Origin of the sequence: Nostoc sp. DedVER02, assembly GCF_034530675.2 — a bacterium.
Taxonomy (GTDB): Bacteria; Cyanobacteriota; Cyanobacteriia; order Cyanobacteriales; family Nostocaceae; genus Nostoc.
This window is the reverse complement of record NZ_JAVRCP020000021.1, coordinates 68,367-90,541: the sequence shown is the minus strand read 5'-3', so window position 1 is coordinate 90,541 and position 22,175 is coordinate 68,367. Positions and strand designations below refer to the sequence as shown.

Sequence of the window (22,175 nt, the reverse complement as noted above, 5' to 3'; positions counted from 1 at the left end):
AACATTTTGGATTTTGGATTAACCCCATAAATCAATTCCTGTGATTAAATCGACCTTATTGTATTGTCAATAAGGTCGATTTTTTCAATTGTCCCCCACGATATTTTGTACAAAAATAAAAATTCCAGCAATTCTCATTTTCGCAATGATAATTAAACATAGAGGAAGGATGCGAGCAACGTTCGCATTCTTCCTCTCCCCTACCCAGAATTATAATTTTTACTCAAACTATTTTGAGTATTGTAGCTGATTGACAAAATACGGTTTGTTATAATAATGTCACGACTGGATGCGGCTGCAAGTGTTCTTTACACCGTGGGTAATCTTGCACGTATTTCGTCATACCCCCTATTAGTTCCAGTTCTGATAGTTCCCACCGTTGCAGCTAAGTGCGTACACCTTTCCCTCGGCGTTGCTGTCCAGGCACTTTCCAGTAGACACGTTAACTAAGCGCTTGCCCTTCCTCTGCCAGTTCTGGTAGTTCCCACCGTTGCAGCCAAGTGCGTACACTTCTCCCTCGGCGTTACTGTCCAGGCACTTTCCAGTGGACACATTAACTAGACGCTTGTCCTTCCTATCCCAGTTCTGGTAATTTCCACCGTTGCAGCCGAGTGCGTACACCTCTCCCGCCGCGTTACTGTCTAGACAGAAACCCGTTGAAACATTTACATAGGTCTTGCTTGCCGCTGCGTCTGCCGACATCGACATCCCGATCATCATCAGTCCGGCGGCAACAATGGCGGTTCCCTTGGTAACAGTGTGATTCAATTTATGCATGGTTAATTTTCCTTTAAAATACGTTTGTGTAATTTCAGTTGAATTGTATGCTTTGCGCTGATAAATAAAACTTTCAGCGTGTCCCTTTTTCGGTGTAAAAAAAGCTCATTAAGTACTCGTAAATACGTTGAAACCTCTCAAGTAAAGGATGATCTATAAAGTTCTACAAAGAATAAAAAGCTGATTTCTGAATTCATTGATAAATTTACGGAAAGTCAGTTATTAGTACCGCCTATGACGGCAATCAGCCCGCAATTATCTGTTTTGATTGGGATTTTTTGCAAATAAGCTCAACACTTTACTAGAACTGAATGTTCAGTATTGACAGGGGGTAAATGGGTAAACCTAGTGTCATTGTTAATTGATGGGCATTGATTAACATCTATGTATTGCGCTCACCTCCGTTCTGGCGATCGCGGCAAACATGAGTGTATGCCGATGATGATTTTTGCCACATAACTAGAGTTCATGTTTACTGCAACTATTAAGCCTTACTGGGTTACGTTCACAAGTTATTAACTATTGTTCCTTTTCCAGTTCCACATTTAAAGAGTTTAAATAATCTTTAATTTGCTGTGATCTGGGGTAATACCATTTCCCGAAATACCTGATACAAATAATTTATCTCTAATTCTTTCCCCCTGCTCCCCTGCTCCCCTGCTCCCTATTCGTATCAACCTTAAAGTGAAATGGTATAACTTGCACAGATAGATGTGTTCGTCAGCATCATAGGTGGATTTTGCTCTTCACGGAGTCGGGAAAAAAAGCTCTCTGGGATGATGTGCGCTTTGCTTTGATAAGCTTCTTGCCTGTCTATAGTAACAGCAAGTCATACGTGCATTGTCTAATCAAAGTTAAAGATAATACAGCGATCGCCTTTTTCCCCATAACTAAAAGCTGTTAACAAGTTATTTTTCACAGGGATTGAGGAGCGATCGCGCTTTTGTTGGCTTATGGTAGTTTGACGACATGATGCATTACGCTGTCGCTAACAGCTCCTACGTATATTTTCAGAAATCAAACCGGATTCCTATATTTTAAGGTTGCTAAAAACTCTATTCCTTTCCAAGTTCTCATAATAAATAAACCACTAATTTGGGCACACTGACGAGCAACCTATTGGCATTATCAGCAGTAATCTAGACTCTAAATTAGAGCTAGCTGCTAGTCAGGGTGGTTCAGTTATTATACTTAAAGCAGGTTCTAACGCTGATTTAGGATTGATGCGTTCCCTTGCAGTGGTTAAAGAATTGCTGAAAATCCAGCAACAAAATAAGATGCCAGGAGTTCAATTTCGCGGCTATTCTGCGGGACAATCTAGAAAAAACTAAGATTTACTCTTATAGGCTTCTTTCTGCGCCGCTTCACTGTATTTTTTATATAGTTGAGTCCGAATTTTAGCTTCCTGATAACGACTATGTTTTTGTGGTACTGTACTCATTAAATCTGAAGCCCGTTGCCATTTAGCAGCGATTTCTAACCACTGAGTTGAGGTTGTGGCTGTTTTACCAGATGTAGAAGCAAGATTTGCAATTCGCACGGATGTTGCAAATGGGTCATTAGACTGCTCATCAAAGGTATTGTTAGGAATACGAGATGGTATTGGGGCTTTATTATCGTTAGTATTTGTAGTTGAAGATTTGGAAGTTTCTGGTTGTATTAGGTTTTTCAGTTTATTACCTAACTGGGCATAAACAACCCAACTAAGCAACAATAGTGAACATAAGCCAACTGCTGCTAATATCTTTTTTTTAGGTTTACTTTGGTGTTTTTCTTTGTTAATGAGTACCAAAGGACGAGAAACTTGAGGTTTAGGGAAACTTGGTTTTCCTAGTTCAGCTTGAGCTTCTGTCAAATCTTGAATTAGTTGCTTTATAACATTGGGCTGAATTAATGCAATTTCCTGTGACCAAAGCAATTGGTTGTCGCGATCGCTATCTATTTCTTTTAACCACAGTAATTGTTGTTCCCGAACAATTCGACTGTTGATATTAACCCGGCGAATGTGACGTGGGGCAATGGACTCAAGAATTTGCTGGATTTGTTCTACGAGGGCAGATTGCTCAAGTTGCTCTATTCTAGCCGCCTCACACAGAAGTTGTAAGACACCATCAGAAAATATGGCTCTAGTTCTGACACCAGACTTAGCTAGTTTCTCATTCAATAGCTGAATAATTGCAGCAACGCTACCTTGTTGAGCTTGCCAACCGATATCGTTTATCCGATCTACCATCTGAGGTTTGGTGATAACTCTTCCACCCTGACTGATTAACGTATTCATTAATTTAGGGACTCTTTTCTACTGACCTTGATCTTGTCTTCGATTTTACGAGTAAAAAGATGAGTTGCCAAATAAAATCATAAAAGTCGAGCCTCCCTTCTCGGTTCGCTAAAGATGCTCGATCGCGCTCAGTTAATTTGACACTCCCACGCCTTAAAAGTGTAGGATTCTTGAACGTAAACTGCGCTTTCAGGTTAATGCATACACTAGCGGACGAGCTACCTGTTTGACATAGTACATTATCATATCTTTTAGCGATCGTATGAGCTTAAATTAAGGTAGCTAAATAGTGTCAGGCTCAACACCAAGCGATCTTAACTGTTCTTTCAACCTTTCCACCTGGGACTGTGCTTGTTCCCTCGCTAATCTTTCCTGTTTTAGCGCCTCTGCCAATTCCTCTGGAATCAGCAACTTTTCACCAGTATCTTCTCGATAAAAACCAATCAGTTGCCCCTCTATTTGCAACCGCAGCTGCAAAGGTTCACATCGACTATCTGTAATTGGTTCATACATCTCGCCTCGCAGCCTATACCCTTGCAATTGCTCTTTAATCCATTCTCCCTTGGGGTCAAATAACCAGTATTCTTGTACCCCTAACTGCTCATACAGTGTCTTTTTAAAGCCCATGTCTTGGTTTTTAGTACCCTCCGAGGTCATTTCAAAGATGACTACAGGTACTTGTCCCTCTTCCCATATCTTGTAATTATCTCGCCCTCCAGGAGCAACATTAAAAATCACCATTACATCTGGAGCTACCCGTAACCTCGGAAAACCCTGAGCATAGTAGAGAAACTGGTTACTTAAAACCATTGCTTGCTTACCCAGTAAATATTGCCTCAATACTTCTAAAGTTGCCAATAGAGCGCATAAATGAGCATAACTTTCTGCCAAAGGTTCACCATCCGAGCTTGGATAAAAAACTTCTGTTGATTGAGAACTGGGTAAGAGGCTAGTCATAATTAGCCACCTGATTGAAAAGATGGGTGCATGAGTATATTATCTCAGAGACTTTCGCTGATATTTTTGGAACTTTATGAGTAATTCTCGCTTTTTTTGCCATTTTGTCAGAATGGCAAGACTATTTAGTGCAGCGATCGCTACATTAGAAGATATATATAAATAAAAATCATTATTGATTTTTTTCGTTCGCAGTTCACACAAAATCATGAGTGCAAGTACCATCATTATTTCCGACAATCCCCTACTTCAAGGCGTTGGTTTACCTCCCTTTGCAGAGATTAAACCAGAACTAGTAGTACCAGCCTTCAATCAGTTGTTGGCAGAACTTGACCAACAGCTTGCCACTTTAGAAGCTAGCATACAGCCTACTTGGAGTGGTTTAGTACAACCCTTAGAAAAGCTGACAGAACGCCTTACATGGAGTTGGGGGGTGGTGAATCATCTAATGGGTGTCAAAAATAGCCCGGAACTGCGCGAAGCTCATGAAATTGTACAGCCACTAGTCGTACAATTTATCAACAAGCTCGGTCAAAGTCAACCCATCTACAATGCTTTTAAAGCACTTCGTAGTAATGAGAATTGGGCTACTTTAGAATTAGCCCAACAACGGATTGTAGAAGCCGCCATCCGAGATGCAGAACTTTCTGGTGTTGGCTTAGAAGGAGAGGCAAGAGAGCGTTTCAACGCCATACAGATGGAGTTAGCAGAACTTTCTACCAAATTTTCTAACCATGTACTTGATGCCACAAAAGCCTTCAGCTTAACCCTGACAACACAAGCGGAAATTGACGGCTTACCACCAAGCTTAGTGAGTTTAGCAGCCCAAGCTGCTCGTGCAGCTGGCGAAAGCAACGCTACACCAGAAAATGGCCCCTGGCGGATTACTTTAGACTTTCCCAGTTATGCCCCTTTCATGCAGCACAGCACCCGGCGAGATTTGCGTGAAAAACTTTATAAAGCTTATATCACCCGCGCTTCTGGTGGCGATTTGGATAACAACCCCTTAATTGAGCGCATTTTGAAGTTGCGCCAAGAACTTGCAGATATACTAGGCTTTAAAAGTTTTGCTCAATTGAGTCTGGCTAGTAAAATGGCTCCCAATGTTGAGGCAGTCAACGCCTTACTAGAAGAACTACGCCGTGCTAGTTATGATGCTGCTGTCAAAGACTTAGTAGAACTCAAAGCTTTTGCCGCAGCACAGGGAGCAGCAGAAGCTGAAGATTTACAACACTGGGATACCAGCTTTTGGGCAGAACGCCAACGAGAAGCAAAATTTGCCTTTACTGCTGAAGAATTGCGTCCCTACTTCCCGCTTCCCCAGGTGTTAGACGGTTTATTTGGATTAGTTAAGCGGCTGTTTGGTGTTACTGTCACCTCTGCCGATGGTCAAGCACCAGTATGGCATGAGGATGTCCGTTATTTCCAAATTGCTGATGAAACTGGTTCTCCCATAGCCTACTTCTACTTAGACCCCTATAGCCGTCCAGCCGAGAAACGCGGTGGTGCTTGGATGGATGTGTGCATTAATCGGGGTAAAATCACTGAAAATGGTAGCACTGCCATCCGCTTACCAGTAGCTTATTTGGTGTGTAATCAAAGCCCTCCCGTAGATGGTAAACCTAGTTTGATGACCTTCTATGAAGTAGAGACTTTGTTCCACGAATTTGGTCATGGATTGCACCATCTACTTACTAAGGTTGACTATCCGGGAGCCGCAGGCATCAATAATGTGGAGTGGGATGCAGTAGAACTACCTAGTCAGTTTATGGAAAACTGGTGCTATGAGCGACCCACTTTGTTTGGTATGGCGAAGCATTACGAAACTGGTGAAGCCCTACCAGAACATTATTATCAAAAGCTGCTAGCGGCGCGTAATTATATGAGTGGTACTGCTATGTTGCGGCAGATTCACCTGAGCAGTCTTGATTTAGAACTACACTACCGCTATAAACCTGGTAGTGAGGAAACTCCATCAGACGTGCGCCATCGCATAGCTAAGACTACTACTGTTTTACAGCCACTTCCAGAAGATGCGATTTTATGTGCTTTCGGACATATTTTTGAGGGTGGCTATGCGGCTGGTTACTACAGTTACAAATGGGCTGAGGTACTGAGCGCTGATGCTTTTGCCGCTTTTGAAGAAGCTGGGCTAGAAGATGAAGAGGCTGTAAAAGCTACAGGTAGGCGTTATCGGGATACGGTATTGGCGCTTGGTGGTGGTCAGCATCCAATGGAGGTGTTTAAAAGTTTTCGGGGTCGTGAACCGAGTACGATCGCTTTGCTCAGGCACAATGGTTTAGTCAGCGCTGCTGTAAACTAAACAATATCTCTGTAGGGACGTTGCATTGCAATGTCTCTTGCATCAATCCTTAAGCCAGACAAGTGTTAGGTTTTTGGTGCTAGCTAAACCTGATTGACGTAGATATCGGCTCAATCCAAATAAAAAACCCCTCTGCTTTCGTCATGTAAAGTGATTACAAGGCAGAAGGGGTTCATTTTTCATTTTTGTATAGGCAGATTTTAAAGATAAGACTGGCAAAAACCAGTTTCTTCAATGTTGTATTTATTTTTACCTGCCTACTCAGTTCAGCCTATTTCCAATCGGGAATTTCGGCATCTTCTCCACCAATCCCGATTCCAGTGTTAAATATCTCGGCATCAGTTAGATTAAGATCGTTCATTGATGCTTTATACACATTAGAATCGTGAATTGTCGCGCGAGTAAAATTTACTCCGTTGAGATTGGTTTGCTTCATATTCACATTGGTTACATAAGCTGATGTTAAGTTAGCACCTGCCAAATTTGCACCAGTTAAGTCAGCACCTTCGAGGTTAGCCCCTACAAGGTTGGCTCCTTGAAGCTTGGAGCCTCTCAAGTCAGCACCAATTAAATGAGCGCCACTTAGGTTAGCTCCCGATAGATTGCACTGGATACATTCCCCAGTTGAAAGCAGCTTTTGTAAGTCCTGCGGATTCTCGGCTTTAACCGAGTTGGCGAAAAATAGGGGAGTTGCTAAGGCCATGGCCGCTAATAGCTGGAGTTTCATATATTTTCCCCCTTAATAATCAAGTTGCGTCCGTTCTGTCCCTCACAACTCTATTATCTCATTAAACTTCGTGAGGTCAATCTGTCTATGTACTAACAAGCAGGTTGTAATATGAAACAGCTATGATAGCGAGATAAAAAATGCCATATATCCTCTTTATGGTCGATTTTTAGCCAATAAATTCTAAAAAAATGCTAGTGTTAAATCTCTGTTAAATCTTTTTAAGAGCTTGTAATACTCGCCATAATTTGGCTAGTTTGATAAGTATTTATACTCGACCAAATGATTTGATAATAAATTAGGTTAAGTCTTTAGAAATCCTCGCATATACTGATTAACCAATTCAGGCTGTTCTTGCTGCACCCAATGACCACAATTAGGAATGTATTTGATTTGAAAATCCCGCACAAAAGCTGCGGTATCGTAAGTTAGTTCTTTCCCAAGTGCTGTGTCATTTTCTCCCCAAATCATCAGCGTTGGTACTTCCAGCACGCCCCAATTTGGATTTAGCATTCTCTGTTGAAAAATATTGCGGTAGTAGTTCAACATTGCTGTAAGCGCGCCGCGTTTTGCAGCAGCATCCTTATAAGCGTTAATATCCGCTCGTGTGAAAGCACTCTTGTTAACCGCCGTACCTTTAAAAGCTGTTTCAATAGCTTGGTAATCTAAAGATTGTAAAAGTAATTCTGGTAGCCACGGTAGTTGAAAGAGAAATATGTAGTTGCTACGTAGCAACTGTTGGGGAGTGCGTAACCCTTGGGCAAATTTAGCAGGATGAGGCAAGTTAAGGATAATTAGTTGCTCTAACATTTCCGGGTGAGCGTAAGCAAAATTCCAAGCGATCGCACCTCCCCAATCATGCCCAACTAATACACATTTTTGATATCCTAAACCTTTAATTACTCCCTCAACATCTTTGATAAACTCATCCATTACATAAGCTGATTGCTCACTTGGTTTATCACTATCGTTGTAACCACGCAAATCAACGGCGACAACTTTAAAATTTTGGGCAAATTCTGGTATTTGATGCCGCCAAGAGTACCAAAACTCAGGAAAGCCATGCAACATCAACATTAAAGGGCCTTCACCTTGGGTAACGTAGTGTAGTTTTACCCCATTGGTAATTATATATTCGTGTTTCCAAGAACTTTCTATTAAAGACATAATTAATCTAAATTAAGCATTATAAAATACTAAATAATATTACATATTATTTAGAGCAGCCTTACATCTATTAAAAGACAGTATTACAATAGTGATTTTTTGCAAAAAGATTAGACAATTTGCCTTGGGGTAGATGTGAATCGTGGGTAAATTTTGGTAGAAGGTAAATATAATTCTCTCCAACTAATCATGACACAACAGTTGACAAACCATGCTTCATTGTGGGTTGAACGACTGGGACGATTTGGCTATGTTTCCAAGGGAGTAGTTTACGGTATAGTTGGACTACTGGCAGCACAGGCGGCTTTTGGCAGGGGTGGTAAAACAACTGATACCCAAGGCGCTCTCCAAACAATCGTCAACCAGCCATTTGGTAAATTTTTGCTGACTTTAGTTGCAATTGGCTTGATTGGATACGTAATCTGGCGTTTTGTACAAGCAATTAAAGACCCAGAAAATAAAGGTAATGATGCCAAAGGTTTGGCAGTGCGAATTGGTTACGCAGTTAATGGACTAATTTATGGAAGTTTAGCCTTAAGTGCTGTGAAAATAGTTATGGGTACAGGCGGCGGTAAAAATAGTAGTGATTCTACTGAAGATTGGACAGCACGTTTGCTTTCTCAACCCTTTGGTCAATGGTTAGTTGGAACTGTGGGAGTGTTTGTAATCGCTCTAGGTTTCTATCAGTTTTATAAAGCTTTTAGTGCTAAATTTCGTAAAGAACTCAATTTAACAGAGTTAAGCAATACACAAGCTCAATGGGTAATCAGGATTTCCAGATTTGGTTTAGCGGCACGGGGTATAGTATTTTCTATTATCGGGTGGTTCTTAATCGAAGCTGCAAGACAATCGAACGCCGCTACCGCTGAAGGTTTGGATGAAGTATTACAGACGCTAGCACAACAGCCCTATGGAGCATGGCTTTTGGGGATTGTGGCGTTAGGTTTGGTTGCTTATGGAATTTACACAATAATACAGGCGCGGTATCGTCGGCTAGTCAAGTCGCTTCGCTCCAATTAAAAATTAAAAATTATTAATTAAAAATTGCAAGATGCTCCTACGTCGCTAATGCTGCGCTATCAGTGGGGGCTTGTACCCAAAATTAATTAATTAAAAATTATTATTTCTTTCAATTTTTAATCTTTAATTTTTAATTAAAACTAGTCAATGTTTAGATGGTGCAGTGCGGAGAATTTCAGTTTATAGAAATGGCAATAATAGAAACTCGTGGTATTTGGCTGACCACTACTGATAGTAAAGTTCTAAGGTCAAAGGAAGGCATTGCTGAGGCGATGGATTTTCTGGCTGAGACGGGATTTAATGTGGTGTTTCCTGTTGTTTGGAATAAGGCGGTAACTCTGTATCCTAGCCAAACAATGCAGCAGACTTTTGGAGTGGAAATTGATCCGATGTCTGTAGGTCGTGACCCTTTAGAAGAAGTGGTGGTGGAGGCGCGGCGAGTTGGATTGAAAGTCATTCCTTGGTTTGAATACGGTTTTGCTAGTTCTTACAATTTGAATGGTGGTGTGCTTTTACAGAAAAAACCGGAATGGGCTGCACGTGATTTTAACGGTAACTTACTGAAAAAAAATGGTTTTGAGTGGTTGAATGCACTCGACTCACAGGTGCAGGAATTCTTGTTAAATTTGGTGCTGGAAGTTGTAAAGAATTATGATGTGGATGGTGTTCAAGGAGACGATCGCTTCCCTGCATTTCCCTGTGAAGGTGGCTATGATGAGGGAACTGTCAGCCGTTATCGCCAGGAATGCGATCGCAATCCGCCACAGAACCCCAAGGATATACACTGGTTACAGTGGCGTGCAGATATTCTCACTGAGTTTTTGGCGCGTCTCTACCGGGAAGTGAAAGCGGTGAATCCTAATTTATTAGTAGCGATCGCACCTAATATCCATGATTGGGCATTCCAGGAATATCTGCAAGACTCACCCGCATGGCTAAAGCGGGGAATAGTTGATATGATTCAGCCGCAGATTTATCGCCGTGACTTTGGGAGTTATTGTGCGATCGCTGATAAACTGGGAAACCAGCAGTTCACAGATGCGACGTTGCCAAAATTAGCACCGGGAATATTGATGAAGCTTGGCAATTATTGTATTAGTCCAGAATATTTGGTGCAGGCAATTGAATACAATCGTCAACTTGGTATTCAAGGAGAGGTATTCTTTTTTTACGAAGGTTTGCGCGAAAATAACAATACCCTAGCTAAAGTTTTGCGAAATGGCCCCTATGCTAAGTCTGCATCATTTCCCACTCTGTCAGATTTGAGTGCGGGTAGTGTGATTAACAAGAGTACATCTTCAATTTGGCAACGGTTGTTAAAAAAGATTTTTTAAGGAAAAATGCGCGTGGAATCTCAATTATTGGTAGAACAGGTAATTAAAACTTTAAAAGAGGATTTACCAACACTTTTTGAAAAAGATATTTCTTATGGCATTTATACAGATGATATCTACTTTAAAGACCCAGTAAATACATTCAAATACAAATTTAACTATCGCATTATATTTTGGACTTTGCGATTTCACGCTCGGCTATTTTTTACCCAAATTTACTTTGATGTGCATGAGGTTTATCAGTCAGCCGAAGATACGATTTTAGCAAAGTGGACAGTACGGGGAGTGTTGCGCGTTCCTTGGAAAGCAGGTTTACTTTTTAATGGCTATTCAACGTATAAATTAAACCAAGATAACTTAATATACGAGCATATTGACACTTGGGATCGTAAACCTGGAGAGATTTTACAACAGTTTTGGCAAAGGGGAGAAGAGAGCTAATTTAGATACATAGTGAGCTAAAAATTTATCCAGAACAAGCTGAGAAACGCTGAAATAAGAAATTAATGCACGTTATCAGCCGAAAAAAGCTGCGACAATTTTGCCAAAAACAATTTTGTTTAAACTATGAAAAAAATACTTTTACGTTTTAAAATAAACTGAATTCTCAGATTTCCACTTGCGTTTGTTCTGCTATTTTATAAGCTAATTTTTTAAAATCACTATAAACGTTTTTCACTGCTTTAGTATGAGCGCCAATAGCACCATCAGCCGGTTTTAAGTGGAACATAGGTTTATGAGCTTCTTGAGCCATTGTCATCAGGCTGTGGTAGCTTTTAATTAATCCTAAACAGTTTGGATTATTTTCGATAGAGATTTGATTTTCAATAGGCTGATTTAAAATTAATTCTTGATAAGTGTTTTGAATTTGAAATATTGTTCTATTATCTACTTTTGCTGGGCGGTCTAATCGCATTGGCATCTGCCAAACAACGTAACCAATAGGTTGTATATCACCATTGGGTAACGACAAGCTTGTAGTTAGGTTTTTACTTAATATATTCTTCCAGTCATTTTTCCAAGATTGCAAAATATCACCAAGGCTGCGTAAACCTATCAAGGAAAAGTAATCTAATGTAAGTGGTATCACCAAATAATCTGCTGCAATTAATGCTGCACGATTGATTGCTCCTAAACTTGGACTTAAATCCATCAATATTACATTTGCTTTATGATTAACGGCTGCTTTTTGGAGAATTCTCCAAAAAGCAGAAGTTACCTGTAAAGCTCTTTCTTGACCACCTTCATCAAGACAATTATTCCATTGCGCTGAAAGCTCATCTTCAAAACTAGAAAGCATTAAGTCTCCAGGTAAAAGAGCTAATCTTCCTACTTCTGTAGACAAAGATAATGAGGCTCTATCTTCTGAGAACTGATTTTCTGGGATATATTCTAAATGTGGATTATCAATATCACCAATACCCGTTAACAGGGGTTTCACACAATCAAAAATAGTATCTATTTTATTTTCGTTTAAGGAAAATAATTCTAAGCGTTCCTCATCTAAGAAACTAATAGTAAGGTTAGCTTGTGGGTCTAGATCAGCGACAACTACCCGCAGCCCTAAATCTTGATACATCCATGCTAGATGATAAACTAGAGTAGTTTTACCAACACCTCCCTTAGTATTAAAGAAAGCAATAATCTTTGCACTCATAGTTTTTTCCTAAGAATGACCAACAAATGAGTATCTTCTACAGTGAATTCCAGAGGTGGATTACCATTTTTTTGAAGTTCCTGCCGAGCATATTGAATTCCTACCCCAAATTTCTGAACATAGCCAAGATTTTTCATCGCTTCGGCTAGGTGAGGATTTCGATAGTCTGTTATACCTGGTTGTCCAAAGTTTTGCCGATTTACTTGCCCAAAAGGGCCACCGGGATTTTGAATTTCAATTCGGTCATTAAACCATGTAATTCTTACTGGCGCATTTGTCCCTTCATAAGTGCGATGCATAACGGCATTTCTTCCTAATTGTTGTAAGGCAACTATTGGATAGTCAGGCTGTCGCAATTCTATTGGTTGAGCAGTAATGTCTGTTGCTACTGAAATATGAACTTGAAAAGTTTCGTCCAGCATCCGCAACAAATCTGGAAGCGGGCCGCCGATTTCTTTTTGGTCTTTAATAGGGTCTGTTAACTCGATGCCATCAATGCGAAGAAATTGAATATATGCACTAGGAACGAATTGTCTAGGATCGTTACCTATAACTAGTACGCCTAAAATAGTTGGTTTAGGTAACAGATCAACTGTTGTAAAACGCATTGATTTAAGTTGTTGTTCAACAGTGCGTTGATTTTCTTGAAGAATATCGTTTGCCAACGCAGAAGGCAAATAAACTCGACGAAAAATTTCTAAATCGAGGTCATCTAAACTGGCTGATGATAGGGGTCGTAAATCGAAAGGTAAGTCTTTTGAGCGTCTTTTTTCAGCTAAACGACGTTCTTCTTCTGCTGTAGCAGTAGCTCGACGGGGGCCAACTCTGATCCAAACACGTCCATTAAAGCGTACAGGTGGAGCATCTGAAGGTTCCACAATTAAAACTGCTAGTTCGCATCCGCCAATAGTCCGTTTTTGGACAATCATTGATGGAAAAGGTAAGATGTTGCCATCAGAGCGCATATCGGAGAGTGTAAGCAAAAATTTATCGTCTATGGCAAGGTTAGCGCATCTACCGTTATCGTGAACTCCAATAAATAGGACTCCTGGTTGTTGGTGGTTCGGTAAGTCATTGGCAAATGCACAAATAGCCTGACGAATTACATTCCGGTCAGATATTGAAGCCTTACGTTCTACCCGATCTGATTCTAGGTCGTTCAGGAGAATTTCTAACTCCCGATCATTCATTGAGGTTCTCCTTTTAAAGACCCGTCAGCCTGTCTATCTATGTTTTCATAGTAGTTGTATTTGCCGGATATTGCTTCAACACCTGCTTTAAATATTGCCCAGTATAAGACCTGGGATTTTTTGCAACTTCCTCCGGTGTCCCTACAGCAATCAATTCTCCTCCTTTATCGCCACCTTCTGGCCCCAAATCTATTACCCAATCAGAACAACGAATTACATCTAAGTTGTGTTCAATTACTAAAATTGAATTCCCTTTATCTACCAATCGCTGCAATACATCCAATAATTTATGGACATCGTAAAAAGATAACCCTGTTGTCGGTTCATCTATTAAATAAAGTGTCTTACCTGTGGCGCGTCGAGATAGTTCTGTTGCCAATTTCACCCGTTGCGCTTCACCACCAGATAAGGTAGTCGCAGGTTGTCCTAGTTGGACGTAACCCAACCCGACATCAAATAAAGTTTGCAAACGCGCGATCGCTTTGGGGATATTCTGAAAAAAGTCTAAGCTTTCCTCAACTGTCATTCTCAAAACATCAGAGATAGACTTATCTTTGTACTTCACCTGCAATGTTTCGCGGTTGTATCTTGCACCCTTACAAATTTCGCATTGCACGTAAACATCCGGGAGAAAGTTCATTTCAATAACATTTACACCCTGTCCGCTACAAGCTTCGCAACGTCCACCTTTAACGTTGAAAGAAAATTGTCCAGGTTTGTAACCCCTAGCTTTCGCTTCTACTGTTTGGGAAAATACATCCCGAATTGCATCGAAAATTCCTGTGTAAGTTGCAGGGTTTGAACGCGGTGTGCGTCCAATGGGAGATTGATCGATAACGATCGCTTTATCAATCGCATTCAATCCCTGAATTTTATCCAAATGTCTCGGTAACGGAACTTTCTTTGTTAAATGGTGTTGCAGAGATGGGTATAGTAATTCGTTAATCAGAGTAGATTTACCAGAACCAGATACACCAGTAATGGAGACGAGTTTACCTAGCGGAATGTCTACATCTATATTTCTTAAATTGTTGCGATGGGCATTTTTAATTCCCAAACTACGCCCATTTCCTTCCCGGCGTTCTGCTGGTGTGGTAATTACTCGTCTTCCTGATAAATATGCACCTGTCAAAGAATCTTCTGCTGTTAATAACGCCTGAAAATCACCTTGGGCGATAATATTTCCACCGTGAATTCCTGCACCAGGGCCAATATCAACAATGTGGTTGGCTGCGCGAATAGTTTCTTCATCGTGTTCAACGACAATCAATGTATTACCTAAATCGCGCAATTTAGTTAGGGTTTTGAGCAATCTACCATTATCTCGTTGATGCAAACCAATACTCGGTTCATCTAAAACGTAGAGAACTCCTGTTAAACCAGAACCAATTTGCGTTGCTAAACGAATTCGTTGGGCTTCGCCACCAGAAAGAGTCATGGCGGGACGGTCAAGGGTGAGGTAATCTAAACCTACATCCAACAAAAATTGCAATCTAGCTTTGATTTCTCTGAGGACTAAATCAGCAATTTGTAACTGGCGATCGCTCAATTTAAATTGCTCAATTCTCTCCCGACAATCCCGAATCGATACCCCAGTTAATTCTAAAATTCCATATTGTCCCAACTTCACTGCCAAGGCTTCCGGTTTTAACCGTTTTCCCAGACAAACTTCACACGGTTGATCGATTAAATACTGCTCTAATTTTTGCTTAACTAATTCCGAACCACCCTCATATTGCCGTTGCAAAATTGGAATAGCACCTTTAAAACTCTGCTTTCTCTTTGCTTCTGCGGCTCGTTCATCTTTCTCTCCATACAAAATAGTTTGCTGCTGTTCTTCTGTCAGCTTGCTCCAATTTGTCTGTAACTCAAATCCATAAATTTGTCCTACACTATAGAGTAATTCCAAATAATAAGAATTATCTTTTTCCGACCAAGGCGCGATCGCAGCATAAACTGGCGCTTCCCAGTCAGGTACGATCAAGTCTGGCGCAAATCTTCTTAAAGTCCCGATTCCATGACAGTGCGGACAAGCACCATAAGGCGAGTTAAACGAGAACAATCGTGGTGATAATTCTTCCATTACCGCGCCATGTTCTGGACAAGCAAAATTTTCCGAAAATACTAATTCTTCTTCTTTGTCATTTGTCATTTGTCCTTTGTCACTTGTACTGAGCGTTCGCGTAGCGTCTCGAAGAGAAGCCGAAGTATTTGTTGCTTGGTCTTGGTTGTCACTAATGACAGATGACGAATGACTAATGACAATACTGGCAATCCCACCCGATTGCTTGAGACACGTAGACAAGGAATCAACCAAACGTTCCTGGATACCATCTTTTTTCACCAAGCGGTCAATTACCACTTCGATGGTGTGAGTAAAATTTTTATCCAATTCAATGGAATCTGACAGTTCGCGGATTTCCCCATTGATTCGCACGCGGACAAAACCTTGAGAAGCAAGACTTGACAAAAGCTTACGATGTGTGCCTTTTTTCCCCCGGACAACGGGTGCAAGAATTTGGAAGCGGGTGCGATCTGGTAATTCCATAATGCGATCGCACATCTCATCGATTGTCTGGGGTGCAATACAGCGATCGCATATCGGACAATGGGGTTCGCCAGCGCGACCAAACAACAGCCGCAAATAGTCGTAAATCTCCGTCACCGTACCCACAGTGGAACGGGGGTTATGAGACGTTGATTTTTGGTCAATAGAAATTGCTGGACTTAAGCCTTCAATCGCTTCCACATCCGGCTTATCCAGTTGTCCGAGAAATTGCCGTGCGTAGGCGCTGAGGGATTCTACGTAACGACGTTGCCCTTCAGCGAAAATAGTATCAAAGGCTAGGGAAGACTTACCAGAACCAGAAACGCCAGTGAATACGATTAGGCGATCGCGTGGCAATTCCAAGTCAATATTTTTCAGATTATGCTGCCTAGCACCCCGAATCCGAATGGTATTCTGGCTGTTGTGGCTGGGGTACGGAAGATGTCCATTCAAGGATGCTGCTAGCTGTTTGTCTGACATATTGGGCGGCAAAGAAGGAGTTTCTTATGAAACAGTCCTTAATAATACTATCTTTAATCAGTTTATAGTAGAACAATCGTACTGTTTTAATTAGTTCTTCTTCCAGATTCAGTCCGCAGACATACTTTGGAAGCGTAGCAAGATCCCCGTAGGCGATCGCACATAATTAAACCATTTCCTTTATGCTATTTGCTTATGACTATTGCAAGTCAACCCCAACTAACTTTAGACGACTTCCTAAAATTGCCGGAAACTGAACCAGCATCAGATTTTATTAACAGGGAGATTATTCAAAAACCAATGCCTCAAGGTGAACATAGCTTGCTCCAAGCTACTCTTTGCGAAACAATTAACGGCATAGCTAGAAGCCAAAAAATTGCTTACGCTTTCCCAGAACTGCGTTGCACCTTTGGCGGTGCTTCTATCGTCCCTGATGTCTCTGTATTTCGCTGGGATAGAATTCCTAAAACTCCATCTGGCAGAATTGCCAATCGTTTTGAAATTCATCCCGATTGGGCAATTGAGATTCTTTCCCCAGATCAAAGGTTAAAAAAAGTATTGAGTAAATTATTGCATTGTTCGCGCAATGGTACTGAACTGGGCTGGTTAATCAACCCAGAAGACGAAAGTGTGCTGGGGATTTTTCCTGGACAGCGAGTGGAATTATACGAAGGTACTGAGAAATTACCTATTCTTGAGGGTATTGAGTTGGAACTGACTGGAGAACAAATTTTTGGCTGGTTGAGTTTGACGTAAAGAAAGCAAACACATTTCCCAAAGAAAATTGCAAAGGATTGTATCCGTAGGTTTATTGTAGAAACTGGGTTGTATAGCCCATCGAGTACATCCACAAAAATTTGTCTGCCGTACTTTTATGGGAAATCAACTAGGATTGGTTCTGAAACTACTTTCGCTCTCAGCTTTGTTATCGCTATTAATTAAATATGCAGGGCCAAGTGTACCAATTCCGGCGACAGCAACCAACGCGCTCATTATAGTATTGTTGCCGATTGTGATTATAGCGATCGCGCTACTGTGGCGATTTCAAACACAGAAACAAAATTAACTTAAATGATGTACGCACAAGTGACTAAAATCAGCTAACCTAGCTGAATTACAACAAAATTGCATCTCGCCAACCGTTGGGAGTCAGCCTGTGAACCTCGGTCAATGGATCGGTTTAATCGCCATAGTTCTTTCTTTATACATCCTCTGGCAAATTAAAGAAGTACTTTTACTCATGTTTGCCGCAGTTGTCTTAGCCACCACTTTAAATCGGCTAGCAAAACGCTTCCAAAGCTTTGGGATGAAGCGTGGATTCGCCGTTCTCTTAGCAGTAGCTATCTTTTTTGCAGGTGTCGTGGGTTTTTTCTGGCTAATTGTGCCGCCATTTGCCCAGCAGTTTCAAGAATTAACTTATCAAGTTCCTAAAGGGTTTGGGCGCTTTAATAGTTGGCTTGATGCTTTAAGAACTCGTATTCCTGACCAGTTAGTTCCTTACATTCCAGATATAAATGCTCTAATTCAACAAGTACAGCCATTCGCCAATCGCTTGCTAGGAAACTCTTTTGCCTTTGTATCTGGCTCTTTGGAAGTCGTTCTCAAGATTTTGCTAGTTTTGGTTTTGACAGGAATGATATTAGCCGATCCTGTAGCTTATCGCAAAGTATTTGTGCGGCTTTTTCCCTCATTTTATCGGCGACGGGTAGATGGGATTTTAGATAAATGTGAAGTCTCCTTGGAGGGATGGATTACAGGCGCTTTCATTGCCATCTTTGTAGTAGGGGTGATGAGTTTCATTGGCTTATTAATTTTGCATGTCAAGGCAGCACTAGCTTTAGCGGTTTTAGCCGGATTTTTTAACCTAATTCCCAACCTTGGCCCAACAATGAGCGTAATCCCAGCAATGGCGATCGCCTTCTTAGATGAACCGTGGAAAGCCATAGCTGTCTTGATTCTCTACTTTGTAATTCAACAGATTGAGAGCAATTTTATTACGCCCGTCGTGATGGCGCATCAAGTATCATTGCTACCCGCTATCACCTTAATTGCCCAACTATTTTTCGTTACTTTCTTTGGCTTTTTAGGATTATTTCTAGCGCTCCCCCTGACTGTTGTTGCGAAGATTTGGTTGCAAGAAGTTTTAATTAAAGATGTTTTGGATGAATGGGAAAACGATCGTAAAAAAGAGACTGAGTTAGTAGTAGTTTCTGAATCTCCTGAAGTAGATGACTATTGGACAGCAGATAGTTCAAATGTTAATCGGGAGCAACCGATTGATGATATTTTGCGAAGAGAAGATTAATCAGTTTTTGATTTTAGATTAACTCTTTACTTAAAAGTAAACTTCGTATTTACGTAAATTAGACCAAAAACCTGCTTGATTTCTGATTTTTTTAATTTTTCTTCTTGCCAACTCAGCTTACCTGAGCGATTTCTTGCTTTTTATTCTGAAGTCCAGCTTTTGGGCTGCGGTGCTGTATACAAGTCCTTAAAACCCAAAACACTTGTAGAGACGGCGATTTATCGCGTCTCAAAAACCAAAATTTTTGACCAATAGCCCTTAACTGAATCGTATTGCCTTAAAACCTTGATATTCAAGATTATTTAACCGTTTTTATCCGCTTAGGGTATATTCCTCGGCGGATTTTTTTATGAAGAAATATTTATACCAATGTATTTTTCTGCATTCTTTTGGGAATCCTACATTTTAGGAAGCTTTTCACTTCCTGAAATATCACGTAACTTTTAGAGGATAATTATGTCTAAACGCAAGTTGCCCAAAGGCCGTAGTGTTAGTTCAGTTGCTCTAGAACCAGAAGTTGCGATCGCAATCCTTGGACTATTTTCCGCAGCATCTGATGGTGAAGGTATTTCTTCAACAGAAGAATATGCTTTAAGTGAATTTCTCAGTCGGGTTGACTTATTTGAAGATTACTCTGAAGAAGACTTTGAAGAATTGACCGAAAAAGTCGTCAATTTAATTGAAGAAGAAGAACCAGAAGATTTAATCGCCCAGTCCATCGAATCCTTACCCAATAGAGGCTATCGTGAAGCTGCATACATCACAGCTATCTTAGTGGTGGGGATTGACGAAGAAGTACCCGAAGCAGAACAAGATTATATCTCTGAGCTTCAGGAAGCCCTAAATATTTCAGACGAACGCGCACAAGAACTTATAGACGCAGTGTTCGGAGAAGAAGAGGAAGAGGAGTAATCCTTTTTGAATTGTAACCTCAGTCATCTACCATCATTAATTTGAGGTTACTAATTGAGAGTATGAAATAATTTTGTTTGAGTTATTCAGATTCCCAACTTTATGAAGAAGTTGGGAATCTTACACATTATCAAAATTAAACCGATAGAGTACTAGTTAGAAATTGGTACATTTTTAAATGCAGCTGTATCTGGCACAAAAATGTCCAAACTATTGATACCATCGGGAACTCTTAGCCAGATATAAGCATCTGCGGAGGCTTGTGGACGTACTTGAAACAAAGAAACGGTTCCTGTTGAGCGATTAAGAGCAACTCCTTTGTAGGTTACGCTAGTCTCAGGATTGCGGGCTGTTGTACTAGCAACCGATATAATATCGCTACCAACAACTCCGTCTGTGGCAAGGCGACGAATACGCATTTGCAGATTTACCACATCACGGTTTCCAGTTTCCGGATCTTTAATTCGCTTTGCTGAAAGTAACTCAACTTCTGCCTTTTTGCCAAAAGCAGGCTGCACAAATTGACCAGGGCTAATTGCTGAAGTTGCAGGACTAGTTGGAGATGGTGAGGCCGTTGCTTGGATTGCTTGGGGAGAAGTTGTAGCTGTAGGACTTGGCACTTGAGTCGGAATGGTGTTACTAACTGGATTAGTAGCATTTAGTGTCTGCCGTAACGTAAAAACTTCATAAGCTACATAGCCGCTACATCCCAAAGCCAAAGTAGATAGTAATACAGCTACACCAGATAAAAATGTACTCACACCGTTGCCTCGATTCCGTATTTCTGTATGTACAGGTTGACTTACGTTTCTATTTTGTAGTCCCATAAATTATGTTTGTGCGATTGCCCACGTATGAAACATGTGAACATCTTCCCTATACTAGTTAAGTAACTTTACTGAGCCAAGTCTTCTCTCTCCGGAAAGAAGTTGTAGGCAAGGCAAAAATATCTATCTTTGGGATGGGGAGAATTGGTGAAACTTAAGACTTTCAATCAACCACTAGGTGTTTTGTTAATATTTTTTACTAGCCAGATAGGATTTAGTTCTATTGCCAAAGCACAAACCCAAGTCGCGCCAACAGCCACTACAAAATCAATTTGCTCTACCCAATTGGGAACAGCTATAGATGCTGTCATCAATCGTCCTTTATTTAGTCGGGTGCGCTGGGGAATTTTGGTACAACCCCTGTCAACAGGATCAACTCTTTATAGTCGAGATGCTCAGAAATATTTTATTCCCGCCTCTAACCTGAAATTACTGACAACAGCAGCTGCATTGCAGCAATTAGGTGCTAATTTTCGGATTCGCACCTCTATTTATCAGAATGGCAATGGTGTTTTACGTGTTGTCGGTAGGGGAGATCCTAGTTTAAGTGATACTCAACTGCAAACATTAGCACAGCAGCTAAAACAGAAAGGTATTACTCAAATTCAGAGATTAATAGCTGATGATAGTTATATTCAAGGCGATATTGTTAACCCCACTTGGCAATGGGAAGATGTGCAGTCAGATTATGGCGCACCAGTCAGCAGCTTTATTCTAAATCAAAATATTTTTAGCTTAAAACTTGTACCGCAAGCTGTAGGTAAATCCTTACAAGTGGTGTGGATTGATCCTGGTGAAGCGAAACAATGGCGGACAATTAATCAGTCAGTAACCGTTGCCCAAAATCAACCAACTTACGTCAACGTTACCCGCGAATTATCAGGAACAGTATTACAAATTCAAGGACAACTAACAACAAATTCTGAACCGTCTTTAATAGATTTGCCTGTAGTTGATCCTAGTTATTATTTCTTACGGCGCTTCCGTGCTACTTTGGCAACAGAAAACATTTCATTGGGGCAAACATTAGTAGCAAGTGGTGGTGTCAATCAACAGGAAATAGCATTTGTAGATTCGCCACCTTTGTCTGACTTATTAATGGAAACTCTTCAGAATAGCAATAATCTTTATGCAGAAGCACTGTTAAGAGCATTAGCTGGGCAAAAACCCAGAGTGAAAACTAAAACTAGCGCTGATGTAGGTTTAGAAGTTGTAAAAACGAATTTAACTAAATTAGGAGTCGATCCAGCAAATTATGTTTTAGTAGATGGTTCGGGTTTATCACGTCGTAATTTAGTGACACCAGAAGTTTTTGTACAAACCTTGCGAGGAATGGCAAGAACACCAACAGCATATATATATCGTGCATCTCTACCTGTGGCAGGTAAAAGTGGAACTTTGAAAGGGCGCTTTCAAAACACATCTGCTGAAGGCATTGTGCAAGCAAAAACAGGTACATTAACGGGTGTAGTTTCTCTGTCTGGATATATAAATGCGCCTAAATATGAGCCGTTAGTTTTTAGTATTATTGTGAATCAATCGGAGCAACCTGCAACGATTGTGCGGCAAGCAATTGATGAAGTTGTTGTTTTGCTAACGCAGTTGCAGCGTTGCTAATAAATGCTTAGAGATGCAAAATTTTGTGTCTCTAATCTGGTGAATAATTAAAG

18 protein-coding genes are annotated in these 22,175 nt (G+C 40.7%); 9 read left to right on the top strand and 9 right to left on the bottom strand.

The features are described from left to right. Window positions 1–351: 351 nt before the first annotated feature. The 3 genes from RMZ41_RS20520 to RMZ41_RS20510 all read right to left on the bottom strand — a co-directional run bounded on the left by RMZ41_RS20520 (window position 352) and on the right by RMZ41_RS20510 (window position 4,015). The gene (locus RMZ41_RS20520; RefSeq protein ID WP_322639901.1) at window positions 352–777 is read right to left on the bottom strand and encodes an RICIN domain-containing protein; all 426 of its coding nucleotides are present in this window, start codon (window positions 775–777) and stop codon (window positions 352–354) included. A 1,327-nt stretch (window positions 778–2,104) separates the two neighbouring features. After that, window positions 2,105–3,058 (bottom strand): hypothetical protein, encoded by a 954-nt coding sequence (locus RMZ41_RS20515; protein WP_322639900.1) that lies wholly within the window; start codon window positions 3,056–3,058, stop codon window positions 2,105–2,107. 282 nt (window positions 3,059–3,340) lie between these two features. Beyond that, window positions 3,341–4,015 (bottom strand): Uma2 family endonuclease, encoded by a 675-nt coding sequence (locus tag RMZ41_RS20510; protein WP_322639899.1) that lies wholly within the window; start codon window positions 4,013–4,015, stop codon window positions 3,341–3,343. A gap of 208 nt (window positions 4,016–4,223) precedes the next feature. Here RMZ41_RS20510 and RMZ41_RS20505 point away from each other — a divergent pair, with 208 nt between their 5' ends. Then, window positions 4,224–6,338: a M3 family metallopeptidase gene (locus RMZ41_RS20505; protein WP_322639898.1), complete on the top strand. Its 2,115-nt coding sequence runs from the start codon at window positions 4,224–4,226 to the stop codon at window positions 6,336–6,338. Between the two features lie 271 nt (window positions 6,339–6,609). On the opposite strand, the gene RMZ41_RS20500 is transcribed toward RMZ41_RS20505, so the two are convergent. Both RMZ41_RS20500 and RMZ41_RS20495 read right to left on the bottom strand, forming a co-directional pair. After that, window positions 6,610–7,065: a pentapeptide repeat-containing protein gene (locus RMZ41_RS20500; protein WP_322639897.1), complete on the bottom strand. Its 456-nt coding sequence runs from the start codon at window positions 7,063–7,065 to the stop codon at window positions 6,610–6,612. 303 nt (window positions 7,066–7,368) lie between these two features. Then, on the bottom strand, window positions 7,369–8,232 hold the full coding sequence (locus RMZ41_RS20495; protein WP_322639896.1) for an alpha/beta hydrolase: 864 nt from the start codon (window positions 8,230–8,232) through the stop codon (window positions 7,369–7,371). A gap of 189 nt (window positions 8,233–8,421) precedes the next feature. Here RMZ41_RS20495 and RMZ41_RS20490 point away from each other — a divergent pair, with 189 nt between their 5' ends. The 3 genes from RMZ41_RS20490 to RMZ41_RS20480 all read left to right on the top strand — a co-directional run bounded on the left by RMZ41_RS20490 (window position 8,422) and on the right by RMZ41_RS20480 (window position 11,027). Next, the gene (locus tag RMZ41_RS20490; RefSeq protein WP_322639895.1) at window positions 8,422–9,252 is read left to right on the top strand and encodes a DUF1206 domain-containing protein; all 831 of its coding nucleotides are present in this window, start codon (window positions 8,422–8,424) and stop codon (window positions 9,250–9,252) included. Window positions 9,253–9,440: 188 nt separating this feature from the next. Next, window positions 9,441–10,586, top strand: a complete 1,146-nt coding sequence (locus RMZ41_RS20485) for a glycoside hydrolase family 10 protein (protein ID WP_322639894.1) — start codon at window positions 9,441–9,443, stop codon at window positions 10,584–10,586. Between the two features lie 12 nt (window positions 10,587–10,598). Next, window positions 10,599–11,027, top strand: coding sequence for a DUF2358 domain-containing protein (locus RMZ41_RS20480; protein WP_322639893.1), 429 nt, complete (start codon window positions 10,599–10,601; stop codon window positions 11,025–11,027). Between the two features lie 166 nt (window positions 11,028–11,193). Here the strand turns inward: RMZ41_RS20480 and RMZ41_RS20475 are convergent, their stop codons facing one another. From RMZ41_RS20475 to uvrA, 3 genes are read right to left on the bottom strand one after another with little or no spacing between them, the layout of a single operon-like run. Continuing rightward, the gene (locus tag RMZ41_RS20475; protein WP_322639892.1) at window positions 11,194–12,243 is read right to left on the bottom strand and encodes a ParA family protein; all 1,050 of its coding nucleotides are present in this window, start codon (window positions 12,241–12,243) and stop codon (window positions 11,194–11,196) included. Beyond that, window positions 12,240–13,433 carry an ATP-binding protein gene (locus RMZ41_RS20470; RefSeq protein ID WP_322639891.1) on the bottom strand — a complete coding sequence of 398 codons (1,194 nt, stop codon included), beginning with the start codon at window positions 13,431–13,433 and terminating at the stop codon, window positions 12,240–12,242. The genes RMZ41_RS20475 and RMZ41_RS20470 overlap by 4 nt, the downstream gene beginning before the upstream one ends. 37 nt (window positions 13,434–13,470) lie before the next feature. Beyond that, window positions 13,471–16,461, bottom strand: a complete 2,991-nt coding sequence (uvrA, locus tag RMZ41_RS20465; RefSeq protein WP_322639890.1) for an excinuclease ABC subunit UvrA — start codon at window positions 16,459–16,461, stop codon at window positions 13,471–13,473. A 195-nt stretch (window positions 16,462–16,656) separates the two neighbouring features. On the opposite strand from uvrA, the gene RMZ41_RS20460 reads away from it, so the two are divergent. The 4 genes from RMZ41_RS20460 (at window position 16,657) to RMZ41_RS20445 (ending at window position 19,678) form a co-directional block, all read left to right on the top strand. Then, a complete protein-coding gene (locus RMZ41_RS20460) occupies window positions 16,657–17,217 on the top strand; it encodes a Uma2 family endonuclease (protein WP_322639889.1) in 561 nt (186 codons plus the stop codon). 118 nt (window positions 17,218–17,335) lie between these two features. Beyond that, entirely contained in the window at window positions 17,336–17,527 is a 192-nt protein-coding gene (locus RMZ41_RS20455; protein ID WP_322639888.1) for a hypothetical protein, read from the top strand. A gap of 90 nt (window positions 17,528–17,617) precedes the next feature. Beyond that, a complete protein-coding gene (locus RMZ41_RS20450; RefSeq protein ID WP_322639887.1) occupies window positions 17,618–18,766 on the top strand; it encodes an AI-2E family transporter in 1,149 nt (382 codons plus the stop codon). A gap of 456 nt (window positions 18,767–19,222) precedes the next feature. After that, the gene (locus RMZ41_RS20445) at window positions 19,223–19,678 is read left to right on the top strand and encodes a tellurite resistance TerB family protein (protein WP_322639886.1); all 456 of its coding nucleotides are present in this window, start codon (window positions 19,223–19,225) and stop codon (window positions 19,676–19,678) included. A 152-nt stretch (window positions 19,679–19,830) separates the two neighbouring features. On the opposite strand, the gene RMZ41_RS20440 is transcribed toward RMZ41_RS20445, so the two are convergent. Next, entirely contained in the window at window positions 19,831–20,439 is a 609-nt protein-coding gene (locus tag RMZ41_RS20440) for a hypothetical protein (protein ID WP_322639912.1), read from the bottom strand. Window positions 20,440–20,652: 213 nt separating this feature from the next. On the opposite strand from RMZ41_RS20440, the gene dacB reads away from it, so the two are divergent. Then, window positions 20,653–22,122 (top strand): D-alanyl-D-alanine carboxypeptidase/D-alanyl-D-alanine-endopeptidase, encoded by a 1,470-nt coding sequence (dacB, locus tag RMZ41_RS20435; RefSeq protein WP_322639885.1) that lies wholly within the window; start codon window positions 20,653–20,655, stop codon window positions 22,120–22,122. The last annotated feature ends 53 nt before the right edge of the window (window positions 22,123–22,175 follow it).

Coding starts and splice junctions, on each gene's coding strand:
- RMZ41_RS20460 (WP_322639889.1), top strand. CDS start 16,657: ATGACTATTGCAAGTCAACCCCAACTAACTTTAGACGACTTCCTAAAA.
- RMZ41_RS20500 (WP_322639897.1), bottom strand. CDS start 7,065: ATGAAACTCCAGCTATTAGCGGCCATGGCCTTAGCAACTCCCCTATTT.
- RMZ41_RS20445 (WP_322639886.1), top strand. CDS start 19,223: ATGTCTAAACGCAAGTTGCCCAAAGGCCGTAGTGTTAGTTCAGTTGCT.
- RMZ41_RS20475 (WP_322639892.1), bottom strand. CDS start 12,243: ATGAGTGCAAAGATTATTGCTTTCTTTAATACTAAGGGAGGTGTTGGT.
- RMZ41_RS20490 (WP_322639895.1), top strand. CDS start 8,422: ATGACACAACAGTTGACAAACCATGCTTCATTGTGGGTTGAACGACTG.
- RMZ41_RS20470 (WP_322639891.1), bottom strand. CDS start 13,433: ATGAATGATCGGGAGTTAGAAATTCTCCTGAACGACCTAGAATCAGAT.
- RMZ41_RS20495 (WP_322639896.1), bottom strand. CDS start 8,232: ATGTCTTTAATAGAAAGTTCTTGGAAACACGAATATATAATTACCAAT.
- RMZ41_RS20455 (WP_322639888.1), top strand. CDS start 17,336: ATGGGAAATCAACTAGGATTGGTTCTGAAACTACTTTCGCTCTCAGCT.
- RMZ41_RS20510 (WP_322639899.1), bottom strand. CDS start 4,015: ATGACTAGCCTCTTACCCAGTTCTCAATCAACAGAAGTTTTTTATCCA.
- uvrA (WP_322639890.1), bottom strand. CDS start 16,461: ATGTCAGACAAACAGCTAGCAGCATCCTTGAATGGACATCTTCCGTAC.
- RMZ41_RS20485 (WP_322639894.1), top strand. CDS start 9,441: ATGGCAATAATAGAAACTCGTGGTATTTGGCTGACCACTACTGATAGT.
- RMZ41_RS20505 (WP_322639898.1), top strand. CDS start 4,224: ATGAGTGCAAGTACCATCATTATTTCCGACAATCCCCTACTTCAAGGC.
- RMZ41_RS20520 (WP_322639901.1), bottom strand. CDS start 777: ATGCATAAATTGAATCACACTGTTACCAAGGGAACCGCCATTGTTGCC.
- RMZ41_RS20515 (WP_322639900.1), bottom strand. CDS start 3,058: ATGAATACGTTAATCAGTCAGGGTGGAAGAGTTATCACCAAACCTCAG.